Here is an 18,882-nt window from a genome sequence, read left to right as displayed (position 1 = left end):
TTATATCCTATAATTTTAGAAGAGATAAAGTCATAGGGTTGTAATGAATACCAACGGCGTAACCCGCATCATGCTAGGCGGTGATGTAATGCTAGGACGGCTGGTTAAGGAAGCCATTTGGTTGGAAGGTATAGACTATCCTTTGGGTAAAGTTACCCCTTTATTGCGTCAAGTTGACGGAGTTATTGTTAATTTGGAGTGTGCAATTACCACCTATCCCTATCAATGGCCTGGTGCCGAAAAGGCTTTTTATTTTGGTGCGCCACCTGAAGCAGCGAGAATTCTTGCTCATTGTGGCGTAAAGCTCGTTAGCCTCGCTAACAACCATATTCTTGATTTTGATAAAGAAGGGTTACTGGATACTCTGGATTACCTCAGTCAGGAAAATATTGCTTATGCAGGAGCGGGGTATAATGCCATTGAAGCCTATAAACCAGTTTCTGTTCAGATAAAGCATCATAAATTTGGCATGGCCGCATTTTGTGATCATCAACCCGATTTTACTGCTACGGCCAAACACCCAGGAATGGCCTATCTTAATCTTAACAATGAAAAAAAAGCAGTAAAGCAATTCGAGCACAGTTTAAAACAGATGCAAGACTCTTGTGTCACATGGCCAATTTTGTCGCTGCATTGGGGGCCTAATATGATTTTTCGACCTGCAAAGGTATTTAGGAAACTTGCCCATTTAGCTATTAATATGGGATATAAGTTAATTTTTGGTCATAGTGCTCATGTTTTTCAAGGGATTGAAATCTATAGGCAGGTGCCAATTATTTATGCTGCTGGTGATTTGGTGGACGATTATTATGTTGATCCGCACTTTAAGAATGATCATCAGCTTCTTTTTGAATTGGAAATTACCGAAAAGACAATCACAGGCTGCAAGCTGCATCCTGTTTTTATTAGCTATTGCCAGACAAAGCCTGCAAATAAAGCACAATTTAATTGTATTGCTGAACGTATGCAAGCCCTATGCGCCGAGTTTGGAACGACCGTTGGAGTAAAAGGAAATACGTTAGTTTTAACGTTATGAGTAGCCTCTATTATCCGTATAGTGTACCCATCATTTAGGCAGACAGCACGGCTGTCTAATGACTATCTTTAGCGTTCTTGGCTGGCGGTTGAGGACAAAAATACTCTGCAGTAATTTGTCCTGTATTATCCATCGCCTGAATTGCTACCGGAAATTTCCACAAGGTATATAAATGTTTTAAAACCTCGGCGGTGCTTTCTCCGAGAGGTACACGATTATGTTGGGTGTAGCGTAATGTTAAAGACCGATCCCCTTCGATATCAACGGCATAAACCTGGATATCAGGCTCAAGATAACCCAGATTGTATTGTCTGGATAATGCTTCACGGATGATTTGATATCCAGATTCATCGTGAATGGCTCCTACGTATAGATCAGGGTGTCTGTCATCATCGATGATGTAAAACAATTTAAGTTCACGAATTAAACTGGGAGATAAATATTGAGCAATAAAACTCTCGTCTTTGAAATTACGCATCGCTTTATCAAGGCTGGTAAGCCAATCTGTATTCGCTAAGTAAGGGAACCATTGCTCATCTTCTTTTGTAGGGTTTTCACAAATCCGTTTGATGTCTTGCATCATATGGTAGCCAAGCGTATAGGGATTTATTCCTGTAAAGTAAGGGCTATTAAAGGGAGGCTGCATAATGACATTGGTGTGGTTTTGCAAAACTTCAAGCATAAATTCATCAGTAACCAAGCCTTCATCGTATAATGCATTTAATAAGGTATGATGCCAAAAACACGCCCAACCTTCGTTCATTACTTTCGTTTGCCCTTGCGGGTAAAAATACTGTGCAATTTTTCTTACGATGCGCACAATTTCCCGTTGCCAGGATTTTAATAAAGGCGCATTTTTTTCGATAAAGTATAAAATATTTTCTTGTGGTTCTTCTGGGAAGCGTTTTTTATGACCATTCTCATCGACTTGTTTGCTTTGTGGAATAGTTCGCCATAGTTCATTGACTTGGGATTGCAAATAAATTTCCCGATTTTGCTGACGAATTTTCTCTTCCTGAATAGACAATGTGGCAGGGTGCTTGTAACGGTCAACACCATAATTCATTAATGCATGGCAAGCATCGAGAATAGTTTCTACTTCATCAATACCATAGCGCTGCTCGCATTCGCTAATGTAATTTCTGGCAAAAACCAGATAATCAATAATGGCATCTGCGGAAGTCCACATTTTAAAGAGATAATTATTTTTAAAAAAGGAATTATGGCCATAGCAAGCATGAGCAATGACCAACGCTTGCATTGCTATGGTATTTTCTTCCATGAGATAGGAGATACACGGGTTTGAATTAATCACCAACTCATAGGCTAAGCCCATTTGCCCACGTTTATAACTCTTTTCCACACCGACAAAGTGCTTTCCAAAAGACCAATGATGGTAGCCAATAGGCATACCTACGGAGGCGTAAGCATCCATCATTTGTTCTGCGGAAATTATTTCAATTTGGTTAGGATAAGTATCAAGCTTAAAATCTTTTGCCAAACGAGCAATTTCTTTATCATAGGCTTGAATCAGTTCAAAGGTCCATTCAGCTCCAGTGGATAAAGGTTTTTTTCTCATGTGGTCTTCCTTTTAAATAATTCGCGAAAAACTGGATAAATATCGGCGACATTATCAATATTTTCCATCGCAAAATTGGAATAGGAATTACGTACCTGCTGATACACTTCCCAAAGGCTTTGGTGATGACGGGGCATAATTTCTATATAAGCAAAATACTGCAATAAAGGCATAATTTTTTCTTGTAATAACTCTTGGCAGTAAGGGGAGTCGGCATTCCAGTTGTCACCATCTGAAGCTTGGGCGACATAAATATTCCAGGCCGAAGCAGGGTAGCGTGCCTCAATGATAGTTGATAATAGTTCTAATGCGCTGGATACAACGGTGCCCCCCGTTTCACGAGAATAAAAAAACTCTTCTTCATTCACCTCTTTAGCGGAAGTGTGATGCCGTATAAAGACTAATTCGATTTTTTCATAATTTTTTGTCAAGAAAAGATAGAGCAGAATAAAGAAACGTTTAGCAATATCTTTTTTAGCTTCATCCATTGATCCAGAAACATCCATGACACAAAACATTACTGCTTGTGTTGAAGGAGAGGGGACACGGATACGATTGTTATAGCGTAAGTCGATAGTATCGATGAAGGGAACGGCTTTAATTTTTTTCTTGAAAAAATCAATGTCTCTTTTTAGGCGTAAGATGTCAATTTTTTTTGCATTTGGATTTGCTTCTAATTGTTTTAACTCTTCCTCTGCCTCGCGTAGCTGTCGCTTATAAGGGGAGGCTAAAGCCATGCGACGCCCGGTGGCCTGACGCATCGAGCGTACAACGTTAATATTTGTGGGAATACCGCTGCTAGTCACTCCTGCACGAATGGTTTTGTAAGTGGTCATTTTGGCCAGTTCTTTTTTGACAAGATCGGGTAATTCCAAATCTTCAAAATAAAGGTCTAAAAATTCTTCGCGGGATAATTGAAAGACAAATTCATCCTCCCCTTCACCAGAATCGCTAGCCTGCCCGCCGCCGCCACCATCGGCTCCACCGGATGGACGTTTAATACGGTCCCCAGTCAAGAATTCATCATTACCCGGTAGAACGCGTTCAACACATCCTCCCTGACCACGGTGAAAGCGAGGTTCAGAAATATCACGTGCAGGAATGCTAATTTCTTCACCTTGGTCAATTTCCGTAATACTACGTTTACCAACTGCATCAGAAACCGCACGCTTGATCTGATTTTTATAGCGGCGTAAAAAACGCTGGCGGTTAACCGTGCTCTTTTTACCAGCATTTAGCCGTCTGTCAATTATTTGCGACATAACCAGAATCCTTATTCATTGCCTCTCTCAACCTCAAAAACGCATCAATAGACGGCTAATAAGACAAGCTATGCATTTAGTTATTGTGACTTACGTACTCGCAAATACCATTCGCACAGCAATCTAACTTGCTTGCGCGTATAGCCTTTGTCTACCATGCGGGCAATAAATTCTTCATGTTTTTTCTTATCATCTTCAGAAGCTTTGGCATTAAAGGAAATTACTGGCAATAAATCTTCCGTATTGGTAAACATTTTTTTCTCAATAACCGTTTTCAATTTTTCATAGCTGTTCCAGACGGGATTTTTTCCATGATTGTTAGCCCGGGCTCTTAGAACGAAATTAACGACTTCATTGCGGAAATCCTTCGGGTTAGAAATGCCCGCAGGCTTTTCAATTTTCTCCAGTTCGAGATTTAATGAAGCTCTATCGAAAATTTCTCCTGTGTCAGGATCACGATAATCTTGATCCTGAATCCAAAAATCAGCATAGGTAATGTATCTATCAAAAATATTTTGTCCGTATTCAGAATACGATTCGAGGTAGGCTGTTTGTATTTCTTTCCCAATAAACTCAACATACTTCGGTGTTAGGTATTCTTTTAAAAAGTTTAAATATTTTTCATGCTGTTCCTGAGGAAATTGTTCCTGCTCTATTTGTCGCTCGAGTACGTAGAGCAAGTGCACCGGGTTGGCTGCTATCTCGGTATGATCAAAATTGAAAACTTTGGACAAAATTTTAAATGAAAAACGCGTTGAAATACCACTCATCCCTTCATCAACACCCGCAAAGTCACGGTATTCCTGATATGATTTGGCTTTAGGGTCCGTGTCTTTTAAACTTTCACCGTTGTAGACACGCATTTTGGAATAAATACTTGAGTTTTGTGGCTCTTTTAAACGAGTTAATACGGAAAACTGCGCAAGCATATTCAAGGTGCCTGGAGCACAAGGTGCATCTTTCAATGAGCTGTGATCGACAAGTTTTTTATAAATTTTTAATTCTTCAGAAACCCGCAAGCAATAAGGGACTTTGACAATATTTATGCGATCAATAAATGCCTCATTGTTTTTATTGTTACGAAAAGATTGCCATTCTGCCTCGTTTGAATGCGCTAGAATGATGCCTTCGAAGGGAATCGCTGACAAACCCTCTGTCGCATTATAATTTCCTTCTTGCGTTGCTGTCAGCAATGGATGAAGTACCTTAATCGGTGCTTTAAACATCTCCACAAACTCAAGCAAGCCGCGGTTAGCACGGCACAAACCACCGGAATAGCTATACGCATCGGGGTCATCTTGAGAAAACTCTTCCAGTTTGCGAATATCGACTTTACCTACCAGAGATGAAATATCTTGATTATTTTCATCCCCCGGTTCAGTTTTGGCGATGGCAATCTGTTTTAAGCGAGAGGGTTTTACCTTAACCACTTTAAACTGGCTAATGTCACCATTGTATTCCTGCAAACGTTTGACTGCCCATGGCGACATCACATAACGCAAATGACGCGGTGGAATGCCAAAACGTTCAAAAAGCAATTCGCCATCTTCTTCCGGATCAAATAGGGAAAGGGGAGAGTCAAATACCGGAGAGCCCTTGATGGCATAAAAAGGAGTTTTTTGCATAAGGTCTTTTAATTTTTCAGCCAAAGAGGACTTACCACCTCCTACAGGTCCCAATAGATAAAGAACTTGCTTGGTTTCTTCAAGCCCTTGGGCGGCATGTCTTAAAAAACCTACAATTTGTTCAATAGGCTCTTCCATTCCAAAAAATTCTGTAAATACAGGGTATTGATGAATTACTTTATTCGAAAAAAGTCGGGAAAGAACAGGATCGTGGCGAGTATCAATGCGTTCAGGTTCACCAATTGCCATTAACAAACGCTCAGCTGGATTAGCGTAGGCAGATGGGTCTGTGCGACACAATTCCAGGTATTCGTCCAGGGTTAGCTCTTCTTCTTTATTATCAACATAACGTTGTGTGTAACCCGATAAAAAATCTAGTGTAGTCATAAGTCATCCCCTTGTACTATCCCTACCTGTTATGGGAAAAAAAGCCAGCTTTTTTTCAAATTTCAAAATTTTTGCATTTCATCTCTAAAAACGAGACACTATCTAAATTTAGTATAGTTTAGCTATAAAATTTAATAACAAATTCAAGCTATTATTTTAATATTTTTTGTTCTATAGCAAGATCAGGAGCAAACTCCATGCCAGACACTACTATCTTTTTAAAAAATTACCAACCCCCTACCTTTGCAGTTAAAAACGTAGCGCTTAATTTTGACCTTTATGATGATCATGCTTTGATTACTAGTCAATTGGAATTAAAACGCCAGCATCCAGGTGTTTTGCATTTGTACGGTGATGAATTGGAATTAGTCAGTGTACATATGGATAATCAGCAACTGACTGCAGCAAATTATAAATTACAAGATGGGGATTTAATCATTAAAAATTGTCCCGACGAGTTCAATTTAACTATCATTACACGTATACGCCCGCAAGAAAATACGCAACTATCAGGGCTTTATCGCTCTAATCATTTATTTTGCACCCAATGTGAGGCGGAAGGGTTTCGACGAATTACCTTTTTCCCGGACCGGCCTGATGTTTTAGCGTCTTACAGTACTAGAATCACTGCAGATAAACAGACATACCCTGTTTTGCTCTCTAATGGCAATTTAATCGATTCTGGGGATTTATCAGATGGGCGACACTGGGTTAAATGGCAAGATCCTTTTAAAAAGCCTTCTTACCTGTTTGCTTTAGTGGCAGGTGATTTAGCCTGTATCGGAGATACCTTTGTAACATGTACCGGTAAGCAAGTGGATTTGCGCTTGTACGTGGAACCTGGAAACGAAGATAAATGTGCTCACGCCATGGCCTCATTAAAACGCGCCATGCGCTGGGATGAAGAGGTGTATGGACGGGAATACGATTTGTCGGTTTTTATGATTGTTGCAGTCAGCGATTTCAACATGGGCGCTATGGAAAACAAAGGCTTAAATATTTTCAACTCTAAATATATTTTAGCGCGGCCAGATACCGCAACTGATCAAGATTTTACTGATATTGAAGGTGTTGTAGGGCATGAATATTTTCACAATTGGACTGGAAATCGTGTTACTTGTCGCGATTGGTTTCAACTGAGTCTCAAAGAGGGTTTGACTGTATTTCGTGATCAAGAATTCTCCCGTGATATGAATTCACGCGATGTTAATCGCATTCAGGATGTTAAGGTATTACGCAATACCCAATTCCCGGAAGATGCCGGTACTATGGCTCATCCTGTCAGACCGGATTCTTACCAGGAAATTAATAACTTCTATACCGCTACCGTTTACAATAAAGGGGCTGAAGTAATTCGCATGCAGCATACTTTATTGGGCAAAGAGGGTTTTCGTCGGGGCATGGATTTATATTTTGAAAGACATGATGGCCAGGCTGTAACAATTGATGATTTTGTAGCGGCCATGGAGGATGCCAATCAGGTTGATTTCACCCAGTTTAAGCGATGGTATAGCCAAGCCGGAACACCTGAGGTACATGTTTCTAAGCAGTTAAGCGGTGATACACTCACTTTGACTATGCGGCAAACCTGTCCACCGACACCGGAATGTTCTGATAAAAAGCCATTTCATATACCCATACGTGTGGCTTTATTCGATAAAAAGGGTCGACAATTATCTGTCGAAAAAGATATTTTGGAGTTGAAAGAAACTGAACAATCATTTCGTTTTTCCGGATTAGAAGAAGAACCTGTTGTTTCTTTACTGCGCGATTTTTCAGCACCAATAAAATTACATTTCCAAAGAAATGAAAACGAATTACTGGCATTGTTGCGTTTCGAGTCAGATGGTTTTGCAAAATGGGATGCAGCCCAGCGCTTAGCCTTGGATTGTATTACTACTTATTTTGATTTACCACGTCAGGATTGGCATATCCCGGAAGCACTACTTGCCGCTTATCGGCATGTTTTACTGGATGAATCGCTTGATCATGCCCTTCGCGCTGAGATTCTCATGCCCCCTGCATTTGAAGAGGTAGCTGCTTGTTTATCCACGGTCGATGTGGAGATGGTTGAGGCTGCACGTGATTTTTTTCGCAAGGAATTGGGACTGTATTTGTTTGAAGTGGCCTTTGCCGCTTATGAGCGTTTATGGAAAATTGAAACCCATGACATGAACGCACAGGCTTACGGCCAAAGGCAGTTAAGGAATACCTGTTTATGGCTTATGATGAAGTCGGATGAGGAGCGTAGTTTATCTTTATGCCAGCAGCAATTTATTAAATCCCAGACGATGACTGATCAAATCGCCAGTTTTGCATTACTTAATAATTCTTCCCATGCTTCTTCACGAGAGCAGTCAATTGATAGTTTTTATCAACAGTGGTCTCAAGACGAGCTGGTATTGGATAAGTGGTTTGCAATTCAGGCAAGTAGTGAATTACCAGATGCCCTGGCACGTGTGAAAATTTTATTAAAACACCCTGCTTTTAATATTAAAAACCCGAATAAAGTAAGAGCCTTAATTGGCGCTTTTTGTCAAAACAATCCACGTAATTTTCATGCCAACAATGGAAGTGGCTATAAATTCTTAACCGAGATGCTACTCAAATTAGATAAAATAAATCCGCAAATTGCTGCCCGCCTTGCAACGCCATTTACGCGCTGGCAACGCTATGATTTACAAAGGCAAGCGTTTATGAAAAAAGCATTAGAGGAATTGGCTACTCTTGAATTATCAAAAGATTTGCGTGAGATAGTGGCTAAAAGCTTGGCCGTTTAATTTAACGGAAATGCTTATTGGGATTGGCAACATCATTACAGACAATGATGTTGCTTAATAAATATGCATAAAGCGTTTGACATTATCTTTTGTAAACTACAAATTTTTTTGTTTACTTCGATCTTCGACGCGTCCAAAAGCAGAGGTATCGAGCCTACGATTTGCCAAATTTTGCACACGATCTAAACTTAATAGATAAGCCCTTTATTGGTGACAGGGAGGACATATGAATCAGCGATACATAGAGCAATGGAGTGAAATAGCCAGACACATCCAGAAACCATTTCAAGAGATGCTCGAGCTTAATTTAACCTTGTTGAAAGAAATTAAATTCCTTAAAGCGGAGGATTTATTGGGTATAAAAAGCCCTGAGGAAATCATTGAAAAACAAGTTAACCTTGCTTTTGAAAATGGCCATAAGGCACTTGACTATCTTCGGCAATCCTTTGTGATTTTTGAGCAAACGCTAAAACCAGTGACAGAAACGGTTAAGAATTCTTCAAAATCGACGTTGGATACAGCAAAAACCTTAAAATCTTTACTAAATCCCTCAAAACTGGCGATGGTTCCCACCAAGGCTGCGATCGATATTACCAAGCCTTGGTTAGATCCTATGCTTTCAAGTTCCAGCTTCGATCCACGAAGAGTGATGAGTGAAATAGCTAATCTCCCAATGGAAACAGGCAAAACAGCAGGAAAGCGATTATCTGTAAGCTCTAAAAAATCTAAATCGAATGAGCAAATTAAAAAACATTAACAACAGGTAGGTTTGAGGTTGAAATTAACTGTAGTTAAGTAGTTTGAGAATTTATCCATTTAAAGGAAATTCATATAATTCATGAAGGATTTGTCCTTGCGCATCGGCTAAACCAATACCAATGGCAATGGCTTTTGCGTCCACAATAGTTTGTATTTTATTAAATTCGTTGATGAAAGAGATTAAGATCTCTTGCAATTTTTCTGAGTTCCGTGGCGTTAAATAGTTAGCGGCAAAAATTGAGAAATGCGGCGAAAAATTTGCAAATACGTTCGGGCTACCAAAGCGTAAGAAAGCTTGTACTTTGCGTTTATTGTTTTTTACCCAGGGGGGAATGCAGGTTTTTTTGTCACGAAAAGCCATTAATTGTGTGACGACTTTGTTGCTAAGCGCTTGAAGTGATTTAGTATTATGAATTAACAGCATAATATACATACTTGAGCTGGCTTCAATTTTATTACTTTTAATGACAAGAGGTTTGGTATGATTGGCAATGCGTTGAACGCATCGGCTTATTTGTGGTAAATGTTCAGGAGTAAAATTCGTTAAATACAAGGTTAGATGGAGGGGATGATTGTCTAAAAAAGGAGTAAGGTGATATTGTGAAAAAATCGTTTTCTCACTAAGATAATTATTAAATTTTTTGATAAGTTTTAAAATGTCATTATTTGGGGCCAATTTTAAATAAATATTAATGGATTGAGAGCTTAAAGTCGTTGCAAAAATTTGAGTAATCCCCCATACACATCCTGTATAGAGATGTAAGAAGAGTAAAATATGCAAAATCTTTTTGCCGTTATGGGTAATCCTGTAGCCCATAGTTTGTCTCCCTTTATTCATCAGCAGTTTGCAAAACAAACGAAACAATCCCTTGTCTATGAAAAAAAATGGGTTGCTGAGGATTGCTTTGAAGTGCAAGTATCCAATTTTTTTGCGAAAGGTGGCAAGGGCTTAAACATTACTTTGCCTTTTAAAGAGCGGGCTTTTGCCATGGCAGAGACAAAGACATCGCGCTGTTTAAAGGCAAAAGCTGCTAATACATTATGGATGCAGGAGGAGTTACTTTGTGCTGATAATACAGATGGCATTGGTTTAATTAAAGATTTAAGCCGCTATATTCAATTAGACGATAAAAAAGTCCTTGTCCTAGGGGCGGGAGGAGCGGCACGAGGCATCATGGGACCTTTATTGGATAGTGGTATTGCCGAGTTAACTCTGGCCAATCGTACGCTAGAAAAAGCAAAAATATTGCATGAAGAGTTCCCGACAATTTTTTATTGTAGCTTCCAAGAACTAAAAGAACGGTTTGATTTAATCATTAATGCAACTTCGGCGAGTTTGAGCAAAGAAACGCTTAGTTTGCCTTTAGACATTTTGCACCCAACGACTTATTGTTATGATTTGGCTTATAACATGCAAGAACCCACTTCTTTTGTAAAGTGGGCGCATGCACATCATTGTAGAGGTACTGATGGTCTTGGTATGTTGGTTGAACAAGCGGCAGAAGCTTTCTTTATTTGGCATGGTGTAAGGGTAGAAACAGAGGTAGTATTGGCCAAACTACGCTCCAGTGATTACCAAGCTCTGTTGCGCAGTGCCCCGTAATATAAATAAAGTAGAAGTAGGATGCATTTAAGTGGCAAAAAATTTAATGACATCCGGAGCTACCGAAAGCGTGTCTTGATAACCAAGATCAATTAATTCGCGGGTGAATTCTTTTTCGAACAGTAAAAAACTTAGCAAATCACCGGAATGATCTTTTGCTCCTAGGACGTTCAGTAAAAAGCGCAACAGCGTAGGCATGTTATTATATTGGGATTGTGCAATTTGTGAGACATCCATACTGGGTCTTAAATGCAGAGTTTCAATAGGACGCCAGGGTGAGCGCCGCTTCTTCCACATGGATAAAAGCCGTGCGATATCATTCATGCGGTTAACCATTTCGATGTCTCGATCCAAATTATCAAGAAATATACCGTTTAACATTCCACCTAAAATGCGGGCAAAGCCAATATTTCCATTTTTTAGATGTTCGGCGTTGGTGAATATCGGCAATTGCCTGGTTCCTAAAATTAGTATTTTTTCTACCTGAAAACGAATAGAACCCCGCAATGGAGCTACGAGCCCCATACTACCATCACCGTAATGAAAGCCATCAAGGCGCACGGTTGGGAAGAAAAGAGGGAGTGCGCTGGAGGCAAGAATGTGTTCCATTGTTAGAGTGGTACGTTGACTTACATGGCGAGGGTAATGCCAGTCCACAAAATCAGGTGCGTCGTAGTGTTGATAAAATGAAATGGTTTGTTGCGTTTCATAACATTGGCTAATGACTTCCATCACTTCCAAGTGATGGCTTGCAATATTAATTCTGATGAGATCAAAATCAATATTTTCAGTAATAAACTCCTGTAGGGGGGTTGTATCAAGTAGATGTCCTGTTTGGCGCTGCTTTATCATTAAATGACTTAAGTTTCGTAATACAGATTTACTCAACTCATAATTGCTGGCATTAAAAATTTTCTGACAAGAAATATCAGCCCACATTGATTCAAGTTTTTCAACACCGATAGGGAAATCATGTGCATTTTCAGCGAGAACAGCAGCATTAATACTACCCACACTCACCCCGCTAATCATATGAAAAGGAAGTGGCTTCACCTGTAAAATGTCATTAATAGCTTTCAGCACACCGGCCTGGTAAGCACCACGAGCTCCACCACCAGCCAAATAAAGGCCTTTTTTTGTCATAACTACTTATTTTTTTTAAAGATATAAAAATATAGTGGACTAGGGTGGCTTCTTGCAAGGGATGGTTAGCACACGGTCAAAAAAATTTAAAATATTTGATAAATTTGGTTAAGGATTGACTAGTCTTAATTTTCTGCTAATGATTAATTGGTAAAATAGATAAATCTTACTCGGTGAAAGACTAAAAGCGATGAAAATAGGCTTCTTATCGCAAGAGGAAAGACAGTGTTTAATGCTAGTTTAATGCCCATGGAAATTTTAAAAAAACTGCAAGAGATGCATGAAATGCATCTTAAGGGCCGCCCTCTGCCAGACAAAACGATTATTTTATTGTTATTAAAAAAACTCCCTTTATTTTCTAACTTTTTCCATGGCTTAGATGGAACTGGTGCCTCCATAAGCAAATTGGTTGCTATTAAAGGACAGGCTGCCGCCACTGCTGCACAAGCGGCAGGAAATGGGTTTCAATGGGCAGGATTGGGACTTGCTTTAATTGATTTTTTTCGTATTCCTTTGATTTATTTGGCTGCTTTATTGATTGGCCAAAAGCCACCTATCACGCTTAATAAAAATGCACGATGGCTTTATTCTACAGTCTTGCTAGTATTAACGATTATTTCATTGACAGTTCCTGCCGCAGCTCCTCCTATTGCACTGGTGACTGCGATTCTTGGTTTTGGGTGTAGTGTTTTTTTACTAATTAAACATGTAAGGGAATACCTACAGACGCAAAAAACACTACGTGAAGTTGAGGAGGCAATCCAGCCTAAGGCAAAAATGTTCAAGCAGCTTCAAGACCGCGCTAAAAGTTTACAGGAGAAAATTGAAAGGGAGCCTGAAAATTTTGAAGCATGTGCAGCAGAATTTGTTGAACTTGAGAAAGCTTATAATACTTTAAAAGAAGAGTTGCAGATCTTATATGATAAACAGGTGCGGTTTTCACAAAAACTTGCCAAAATGAATATGATGAGTCTGACTGACAAAACGGTAGCCATTGGATTGTCTGCTATGGCAGTCATTGGTTTAGCTGTTACCCTGACTTTTCCTGTGGTTGGTTTGGCTGTAGTGGCCGCCGCAGCTGCTTTAGGAAGTGTCTATATTCTCGCCCGCATCCTAGTCTCACCAGTGATACAGTGGATAAAATGGATAAGCAATAAACTGAATGGCAAAAGTGGAACACCTGTGACAAATGACCAGAAGGATATTGTTTCTCCCAGCATCAACCTAGAGTCTACGGGATTAACGATGGTGAAGTTACATGGTCAAGAAGCAATTCATGCATTGGAAGAGCAAGTTGCACTTTTACAACAACAGGAGCAAGTAGAGCATAAACTACAGGTTGCAAGCAATTCTCAAAATCCAAAGCTATTATTGCGGACAATAAAGGAAATTATATGTTCAAGTGGGCTCCCTTTAACTCTGGAAGAATTAAGGGGTTTCTTAGGGCGAGCACCCATACAGCCTACTTTGCAAATGCTTCAATCCTCAATAAGCCAAATTGAAATGTCAGCACAAGAAAGAGAGCAGTTTTTAAGTCACGAATCACTGGTTACAGCCTTCAAAGAAACAGGGATTGATTTAAATCAGATTATTATAAAAAAAACGTCTGAATCAAAACATTCACCAAGTTTGTTTCAGGAGGAAAATAAAAGTAAACCTAATTTACCACAGAAGATGGATGAACTTCCCTCAGGCCATCATTAGCACCTAGGGCTAGATTATATTGGTTTTTGTCCTGAGCATGGCATTGCAATTATCCCCAAATTATTATAGCGTTAAATTTAATCCTCCTCTCAAACATAAAGGAAAAAATGCTCGCCTTGTTTCGTGCTCAACCCCGAGCCTTTCATATGATTTTTATGCTGGAAATCTGGGAACGCTTTGGTTTTTATACAGTACAGGGCATTTTAACGCTTTATTTCATCAGATTTCTTGGATTCAGCGATACCGTTGCATATTACACCTTTGGCGCCTTTTCTGCGCTTGTTTATGGGCTCGTTTCTTTTGGCGGTTATCTAGGGGATAATGTTTTGGGAACGAAGCGCACCATTGTGCTGGGATTAATTACGCTTGCACTTGGTTATCTTTCCTTAGCTATTACCGATAAGGAACATGTTTTTTTAGCGTTGGGGTTGGTGTGTGTTGGTAATGGCCTATTCAAAGCAAATCCTTCAAGCTTATTGGCAAAATGCTACGAGGAAAATGACCCTCGTCTTTATGGTGGATTTACTCTGTATTATATGGCAATTAATTTAGGATCAACCGTTGCTTTATTTGTGGGTCCAGCTCTCTCCAGTACATATGGTTATTTTTATGCCTATTTTATTAGCTTTATTGGCCTGGTGTTAGGCTTGGCTAATTATTGGTTCCAACGCCGACACGTGTTATCAATTAATACAGCAGCTGACAGGAAAGAAGTTAAATTCTGGCAATGGTTATTAGTAATAGCCGGTATCGTCATCGTTACTATCATTTCAGCCTATTTATTACAACACGTGATGTTGGCTAAAAATCTTGTCTGGGTAATTAGCGCGGTGGTTGTGACTATTTATTTTTTTTATATGCGTAAAGAAAATAAAGCCTCTTTTATGCGGATGGTCGTTGCTTTTATTTTAATGCTGGAAGCTATCGTTTTTTTTACGCTTTATCAACAAATGCCTACGTCTTTAAATTTATTTGCAGTACATAATGTCACTCCCACCCTATTGGGTATTTCGATTGATCCACAGAGTTTTCAAGCATTAAATCCAATCTGGATTATTACTTTAAGCCCTGTGTTAGCCATGCTGTATGGCAGGCTGCATCAGCAAGGTATTTCATTCCCTGTTCCTTACAAATTTGCAACAGGTATGCTTTGTTGTGGTGTCAGTTTTGGACTCTTGTTTTTTGCCAGATACTTTCATGATACATCGGGGGTTGTTTCATCTTGGTGGTTAATTGCGAGTTATTTTTTCCAAAGTACAGGTGAGTTGTTAGTATCTGCCTTAGGTGTTGCAATGGTTGCTGAATTGGTACCCAATAGTATTGCAGGTTTTGTAATGGGGATGTGGTTTTTAACCTCTGCCATCGCTGGATTTATAGGGGCCACAGTGGCTTCTTACACCTCATTACCTGAGAATTTAACACCAGGCATTGAATCGTTGATGATTTACACGAAAGTCTTTGCCTGGATTGGTTTGGTGACTTTGGCTATCGGCTTGTTAATGCTGATTACTTCACCACAGTTAAGTCGCTATATAAAGCGAACCGCAGCCATTGACATATAACTTAAGCAGTATGCGGTAATGCCGCTGTACATTGCACCTCAACGAGAAGGCCTGGCATGGCTAATTTTGAAATTCCTATTGATGCACTGGTAAACGAGTTGACCGGCATCATTTTTGCTCTGGTGGTAAAAAAATCCGGGCCATTTTTTTCAATATCTACAATAAAACAAGTCATTGCCAATATATCAGCAAGACTCGCACCAGCTGCTTCCAATATGGTTTGGATATTTTCAAAAGTTTTAACAGCTTGTTCTTTTATTCCTGGACCCACGAGATTGCCCTGGGCATCGATACCTGCCTGTCCCGTAATATAAATAACGCCATTATGAGTAACGCAGTTGGTAAAGCCTAAGTAGTCGTAGTTATAGACATTGTCAACATTTATAAGCTTTTTCATAAGCTTGTCCTGTTGGGGGGTAATAGTATCCAAAGTATAGTAAGAGAGGGGGATAGTCGCAATGATGCTTAGGCTCATCTTAGTCTTGACCAGGACAAATTTCATTGTCTGGTGTATTAACTCCTGCGAAATACAAATAGAATTCCAAGCTGTGAAAATGTTACAGAGCGTAGGAAGATAAAAATATACATTTATAAAAAATTATATAAAAATTCGCCTTTTTTTCGCATCCTTAATATTTGGTTAATAAATTAACAGTATTATAGAGAGATTATGCCCGAAGTACTTTAGGGAAGGGCTGGACTTCGCGTAGGGGGGAAATACAATCGTGGTCATTCAGCTTAGTACAACAAGCCAAGACTTGATTTCTCAGTTGTCAAAAAAAAATCTTAACCTTACCACTGTATTTCAACAGCAAACGTCAATTGAGCGCCAAACGTTACTTAACTGGTTTGAAACGGTTCAGCATATTATTGCTGATGAGGAAATAGCATTCCTAATTGCCTCACTGAATGCATCTCTATTAAAAGATTTTAAAGAGTCGATTAATCCTTCTAAACCTAAGAAAAAAGAGAAACCTACAAGTTGGCGAAGCAAAGCAAAATATGTCCTTCTAGCGATAGCTGGTACCCTTTATTTTGGTTGTGAGGGTTTTGATGGCGTAACAGCCATAATGGGTGCTTTCTCTGCTGTCCCTACCATTGCTATTTTTGCAGTGGGTACTTTATTTTCCGTTCTTTCAATCATTGTTTTTTATAGCTTTGATTTGGTTGAAATCTCTAAAAATTTAGGGGTGAAGAAAGGAGATACGCCTAAGCTTTTGGATGTTTTACTGGATGAGTTTCAACAAATTAAAGCAATCCGTTATGAGCTATCTAAACCTTTGGAAAAAACACAACAACAACTGGAAGAAGATAAAGCACTGGCAGTAATGCTTCTTAAACGACATGAAGCGTTAAATGAAGCCCGCGACAAACTTAAGAAAGCCCTGAATAATCCTTATTTAAACGCTGCAAAAATGGCCACAGCGGCAGTGGCTGGTATTATCTTTTTTAGTGGTGGCTTTTTTGCTGGTCAAACGGTGGCATTGGCAGTTGCCGGTTTATTTTTTACTTCCGTTGCTGCAACCTTCTGGCCTGTATTACTTGCCAGTGTGGTCATTGGTTTAGCTGCATTTAGTGTTTATTGGTTTGTCGAGCGTCCTGGAATAGAAAATCTTATCAGCCGTTGGAAAGGATTGGATAAAGAGAAGATTGATGCGCTGTGTAAATCTAAAGTCGTAGATCGGGAAACAGAAAAATTACAAATTCTCTTGAACAATATTGAGGAAAAAATTAATGCATTAAAAGATAATGCAGCGCTTAAAGGTAAAAACAATGAATTAACGCAAACAGTGGTTAATCTCGAGTCGGAAAATGGGGGATTATTGCAAGAAGTAAAAAATTTGCAAGCTCAATTAGCATCGTTACAACAATCTCTGGTTGGGGTTAAGCCTAATCAGACAGAGGCATCTAATGATGTTATTGCAGGTATAGAACCAGTTGGCTCTCTTCAATACAGTGCTAATCAGACCTTTTTTGGCCAAGCGCCTGTATTAAGAAAAACCAAATCTTTAAGCGACTTGCTGTCTCGAAAAGTGGTTGAACAACCTTTAGAAAAAACTGCAAATGGCTATATATAAAATTTGCAGCTTTAGGACTAACAATTAAAGGTTGAGAATTGATTTGACAAAAGGAATGGTGATTTTGCGTTGCGCAGCCAGAGAGGCTTCATCCAATTGATTAAGTGTTATGTGTAAATCATGCATGTTACGGCCGCATCGATTAAGTAAGAACTGTCCGACACCCACGGGTAATTCAAAGCCCCGCTGTTGGGCATGTAATTGTAGGGTTCTAATTTTTAATTCATCGCTAAGTTCATGAAGTTGCATCACTAATCCCCAGCTCAAACGTGAGCGTAAATCTGGCAAATGCATTTTTATTGCTGTAAGGGATTGTCTGCTGCTAATTATCAAAGTCGTATCATCATTGTCACGTACTTTGTTGTAAAGGTGAAATAATGCCTCTTCCCACACTGTATTGCCAGCAATTAAGTCAATATCATCAATTGCAATGAAGCTGTGGGTATCCACATCCTCGATACTTTCTGGTCCCCATTCTTTCAAAACCTGCAAGGGGAGGTAAATTGCCCTTTGATTATTTAAAGCTTGACAACAAGCTTGTAGTAAATGAGATTTACCACAACCTGAGTTACCCCAAATGGTTAATAATCGTTCTCCCGTACCTGATAAACAAGTTTCGATTTGTTGTTGTAGTAAGGGATTATTGTCCCAGCAAAAATTAGCCAGAGTCGATTCATCATTTAATTGAATTGCTAAAGCCAATTGCCGATTCATTTGTCAAGAGCATTCCGCGAGTAAGCTTTTTTACCCCACGTCCAGACATAGTCTAAGTAGCTTGCAGCGGTAGTTATTGCAGTCAGAAAAACGAGAATTTCTATTAAATAAGGCGCAAAGGTAAAAAAAGCCAATTCAAAAAGACACAAAGTCACTAAAGCAAGTTGCAAGCCGGTATTAATTTTACTTAATCGGGTCGGTTCAAAGTTAATTTGATGCGGAATTAACCAATACCAGGCTAAAACGCCCACAGAAATTGTCAAGTCGCGTAAAAACACCAGAATAACCAACCACCATGGCAGTGAGCCAATTAACGCCAAAGAAATGAAACTGGAGGCTACAAGCAACTTGTCTGCCATAGGATCTATAAACGAGCCTAGCGGACTTTGCCACTGAAAATGCCTGGCTAACCAACCATCAAAACCATCAGTTAGCCCCGCTACAAGAAACAAATAAAAAGCCTGTGCATATTCCTTTTCGTATAAAAATAACAAAAATGGCACTATCAGTACGAAACGCAATATGGTAAGAGCATTTGGTATATATTTTAGAAATGGTAACTTAAACATACCCTCATCTGGCTTAGATTTTGTGTTAGGGCTATTGCCATCTGGTAACAGCCAAAGGCAAATGACTTTGTCAAGTTTATA

At 39.4% G+C, this 18,882-nt stretch carries 15 protein-coding genes; 7 read left to right on the top strand and 8 right to left on the bottom strand.

All coding sequences use genetic code 11. The annotated features are described in order from the left end of the window. The first annotated feature begins 43 nt into the window (after nt 1-43). Entirely contained in the window at nt 44-1,036 is a 993-nt protein-coding gene (locus Ljam_RS08555) for a CapA family protein (protein WP_058449622.1), read from the top strand. A gap of 55 nt (nt 1,037-1,091) precedes the next feature. Here the strand turns inward: Ljam_RS08555 and Ljam_RS08550 are convergent, their stop codons facing one another. From Ljam_RS08550 to Ljam_RS08540, 3 genes are all read right to left on the bottom strand, one after another. Further along, complete coding sequence (locus Ljam_RS08550) at nt 1,092-2,615, bottom strand: SpoVR family protein (protein WP_058449621.1); 1,524 nt, start codon at nt 2,613-2,615, stop codon at nt 1,092-1,094. After that, complete coding sequence (locus Ljam_RS08545) at nt 2,612-3,877, bottom strand: YeaH/YhbH family protein (protein ID WP_058449620.1); 1,266 nt, start codon at nt 3,875-3,877, stop codon at nt 2,612-2,614. The genes Ljam_RS08550 and Ljam_RS08545 overlap by 4 nt, the downstream gene beginning before the upstream one ends. An 80-nt stretch (nt 3,878-3,957) precedes the next feature. Further along, nucleotides 3,958-5,889 carry a PrkA family serine protein kinase gene (locus Ljam_RS08540; RefSeq protein ID WP_058449619.1) on the bottom strand — a complete coding sequence of 644 codons (1,932 nt, stop codon included), beginning with the start codon at nt 5,887-5,889 and terminating at the stop codon, nt 3,958-3,960. A gap of 197 nt (nt 5,890-6,086) precedes the next feature. Between Ljam_RS08540 and pepN the strand changes: the two genes are divergently transcribed. Together pepN and Ljam_RS15595 are read left to right on the top strand one after the other, a co-directional pair. Further along, the gene (pepN, locus tag Ljam_RS08535) at nt 6,087-8,669 is read left to right on the top strand and encodes an aminopeptidase N (protein ID WP_058449618.1); all 2,583 of its coding nucleotides are present in this window, start codon (nt 6,087-6,089) and stop codon (nt 8,667-8,669) included. Nucleotides 8,670-8,895: 226 nt separating this feature from the next. Continuing rightward, nucleotides 8,896-9,426 carry a phasin family protein gene (locus Ljam_RS15595; RefSeq protein ID WP_065235532.1) on the top strand — a complete coding sequence of 177 codons (531 nt, stop codon included), beginning with the start codon at nt 8,896-8,898 and terminating at the stop codon, nt 9,424-9,426. Between the two features lie 51 nt (nt 9,427-9,477). Here the strand turns inward: Ljam_RS15595 and Ljam_RS08525 are convergent, their stop codons facing one another. Then, nucleotides 9,478-10,245 (bottom strand): 2'-5' RNA ligase family protein, encoded by a 768-nt coding sequence (locus Ljam_RS08525; protein ID WP_058449617.1) that lies wholly within the window; start codon nt 10,243-10,245, stop codon nt 9,478-9,480. Between Ljam_RS08525 and aroE the strand changes: the two genes are divergently transcribed. Next, nucleotides 10,204-11,031, top strand: coding sequence for a shikimate dehydrogenase (aroE, locus tag Ljam_RS08520; protein ID WP_058449616.1), 828 nt, complete (start codon nt 10,204-10,206; stop codon nt 11,029-11,031). The two genes, Ljam_RS08525 and aroE, sit on opposite strands and share 42 nt — an antisense overlap. Nucleotides 11,032-11,058: 27 nt before the next feature. On the opposite strand, the gene Ljam_RS08515 is transcribed toward aroE, so the two are convergent. Then, nucleotides 11,059-12,174: a patatin-like phospholipase family protein gene (locus Ljam_RS08515; RefSeq protein ID WP_058449615.1), complete on the bottom strand. Its 1,116-nt coding sequence runs from the start codon at nt 12,172-12,174 to the stop codon at nt 11,059-11,061. 225 nt (nt 12,175-12,399) lie between these two features. Between Ljam_RS08515 and Ljam_RS08510 the strand changes: the two genes are divergently transcribed. Together Ljam_RS08510 and Ljam_RS08505 are read left to right on the top strand one after the other, a co-directional pair. Further along, nucleotides 12,400-13,878, top strand: a complete 1,479-nt coding sequence (locus Ljam_RS08510) for a hypothetical protein (protein ID WP_058449614.1) — start codon at nt 12,400-12,402, stop codon at nt 13,876-13,878. Nucleotides 13,879-13,985: 107 nt separating this feature from the next. Further along, complete coding sequence (locus tag Ljam_RS08505) at nt 13,986-15,440, top strand: oligopeptide:H+ symporter (RefSeq protein WP_058449613.1); 1,455 nt, start codon at nt 13,986-13,988, stop codon at nt 15,438-15,440. 1 nt (nt 15,441) lies between these two features. Here Ljam_RS08505 and Ljam_RS08500 read toward each other — a convergent pair whose 3' ends face one another. Next, on the bottom strand, nt 15,442-15,837 hold the full coding sequence (locus Ljam_RS08500) for a Rid family hydrolase (RefSeq protein WP_058450771.1): 396 nt from the start codon (nt 15,835-15,837) through the stop codon (nt 15,442-15,444). Between the two features lie 328 nt (nt 15,838-16,165). Between Ljam_RS08500 and Ljam_RS08495 the strand changes: the two genes are divergently transcribed. After that, nucleotides 16,166-17,518 (top strand): hypothetical protein, encoded by a 1,353-nt coding sequence (locus Ljam_RS08495; RefSeq protein ID WP_058449612.1) that lies wholly within the window; start codon nt 16,166-16,168, stop codon nt 17,516-17,518. A 24-nt stretch (nt 17,519-17,542) separates the two neighbouring features. Here Ljam_RS08495 and hda read toward each other — a convergent pair whose 3' ends face one another. Further along, complete coding sequence (hda, locus tag Ljam_RS08490) at nt 17,543-18,232, bottom strand: DnaA regulatory inactivator Hda (protein WP_058449611.1); 690 nt, start codon at nt 18,230-18,232, stop codon at nt 17,543-17,545. Beyond that, nucleotides 18,229-18,801, bottom strand: coding sequence for a CDP-alcohol phosphatidyltransferase family protein (locus Ljam_RS08485; protein ID WP_058450770.1), 573 nt, complete (start codon nt 18,799-18,801; stop codon nt 18,229-18,231). Before Ljam_RS08485 ends, hda begins: the two co-directional genes overlap by 4 nt. Nucleotides 18,802-18,882: the final 81 nt, after the last annotated feature.

The organism is Legionella jamestowniensis (genome assembly GCF_001467745.1).
Classification (GTDB): Bacteria; Pseudomonadota; Gammaproteobacteria; order Legionellales; family Legionellaceae; genus Tatlockia; species Tatlockia jamestowniensis.
This window is presented reverse-complemented; position numbering and strand designations above follow the sequence as displayed.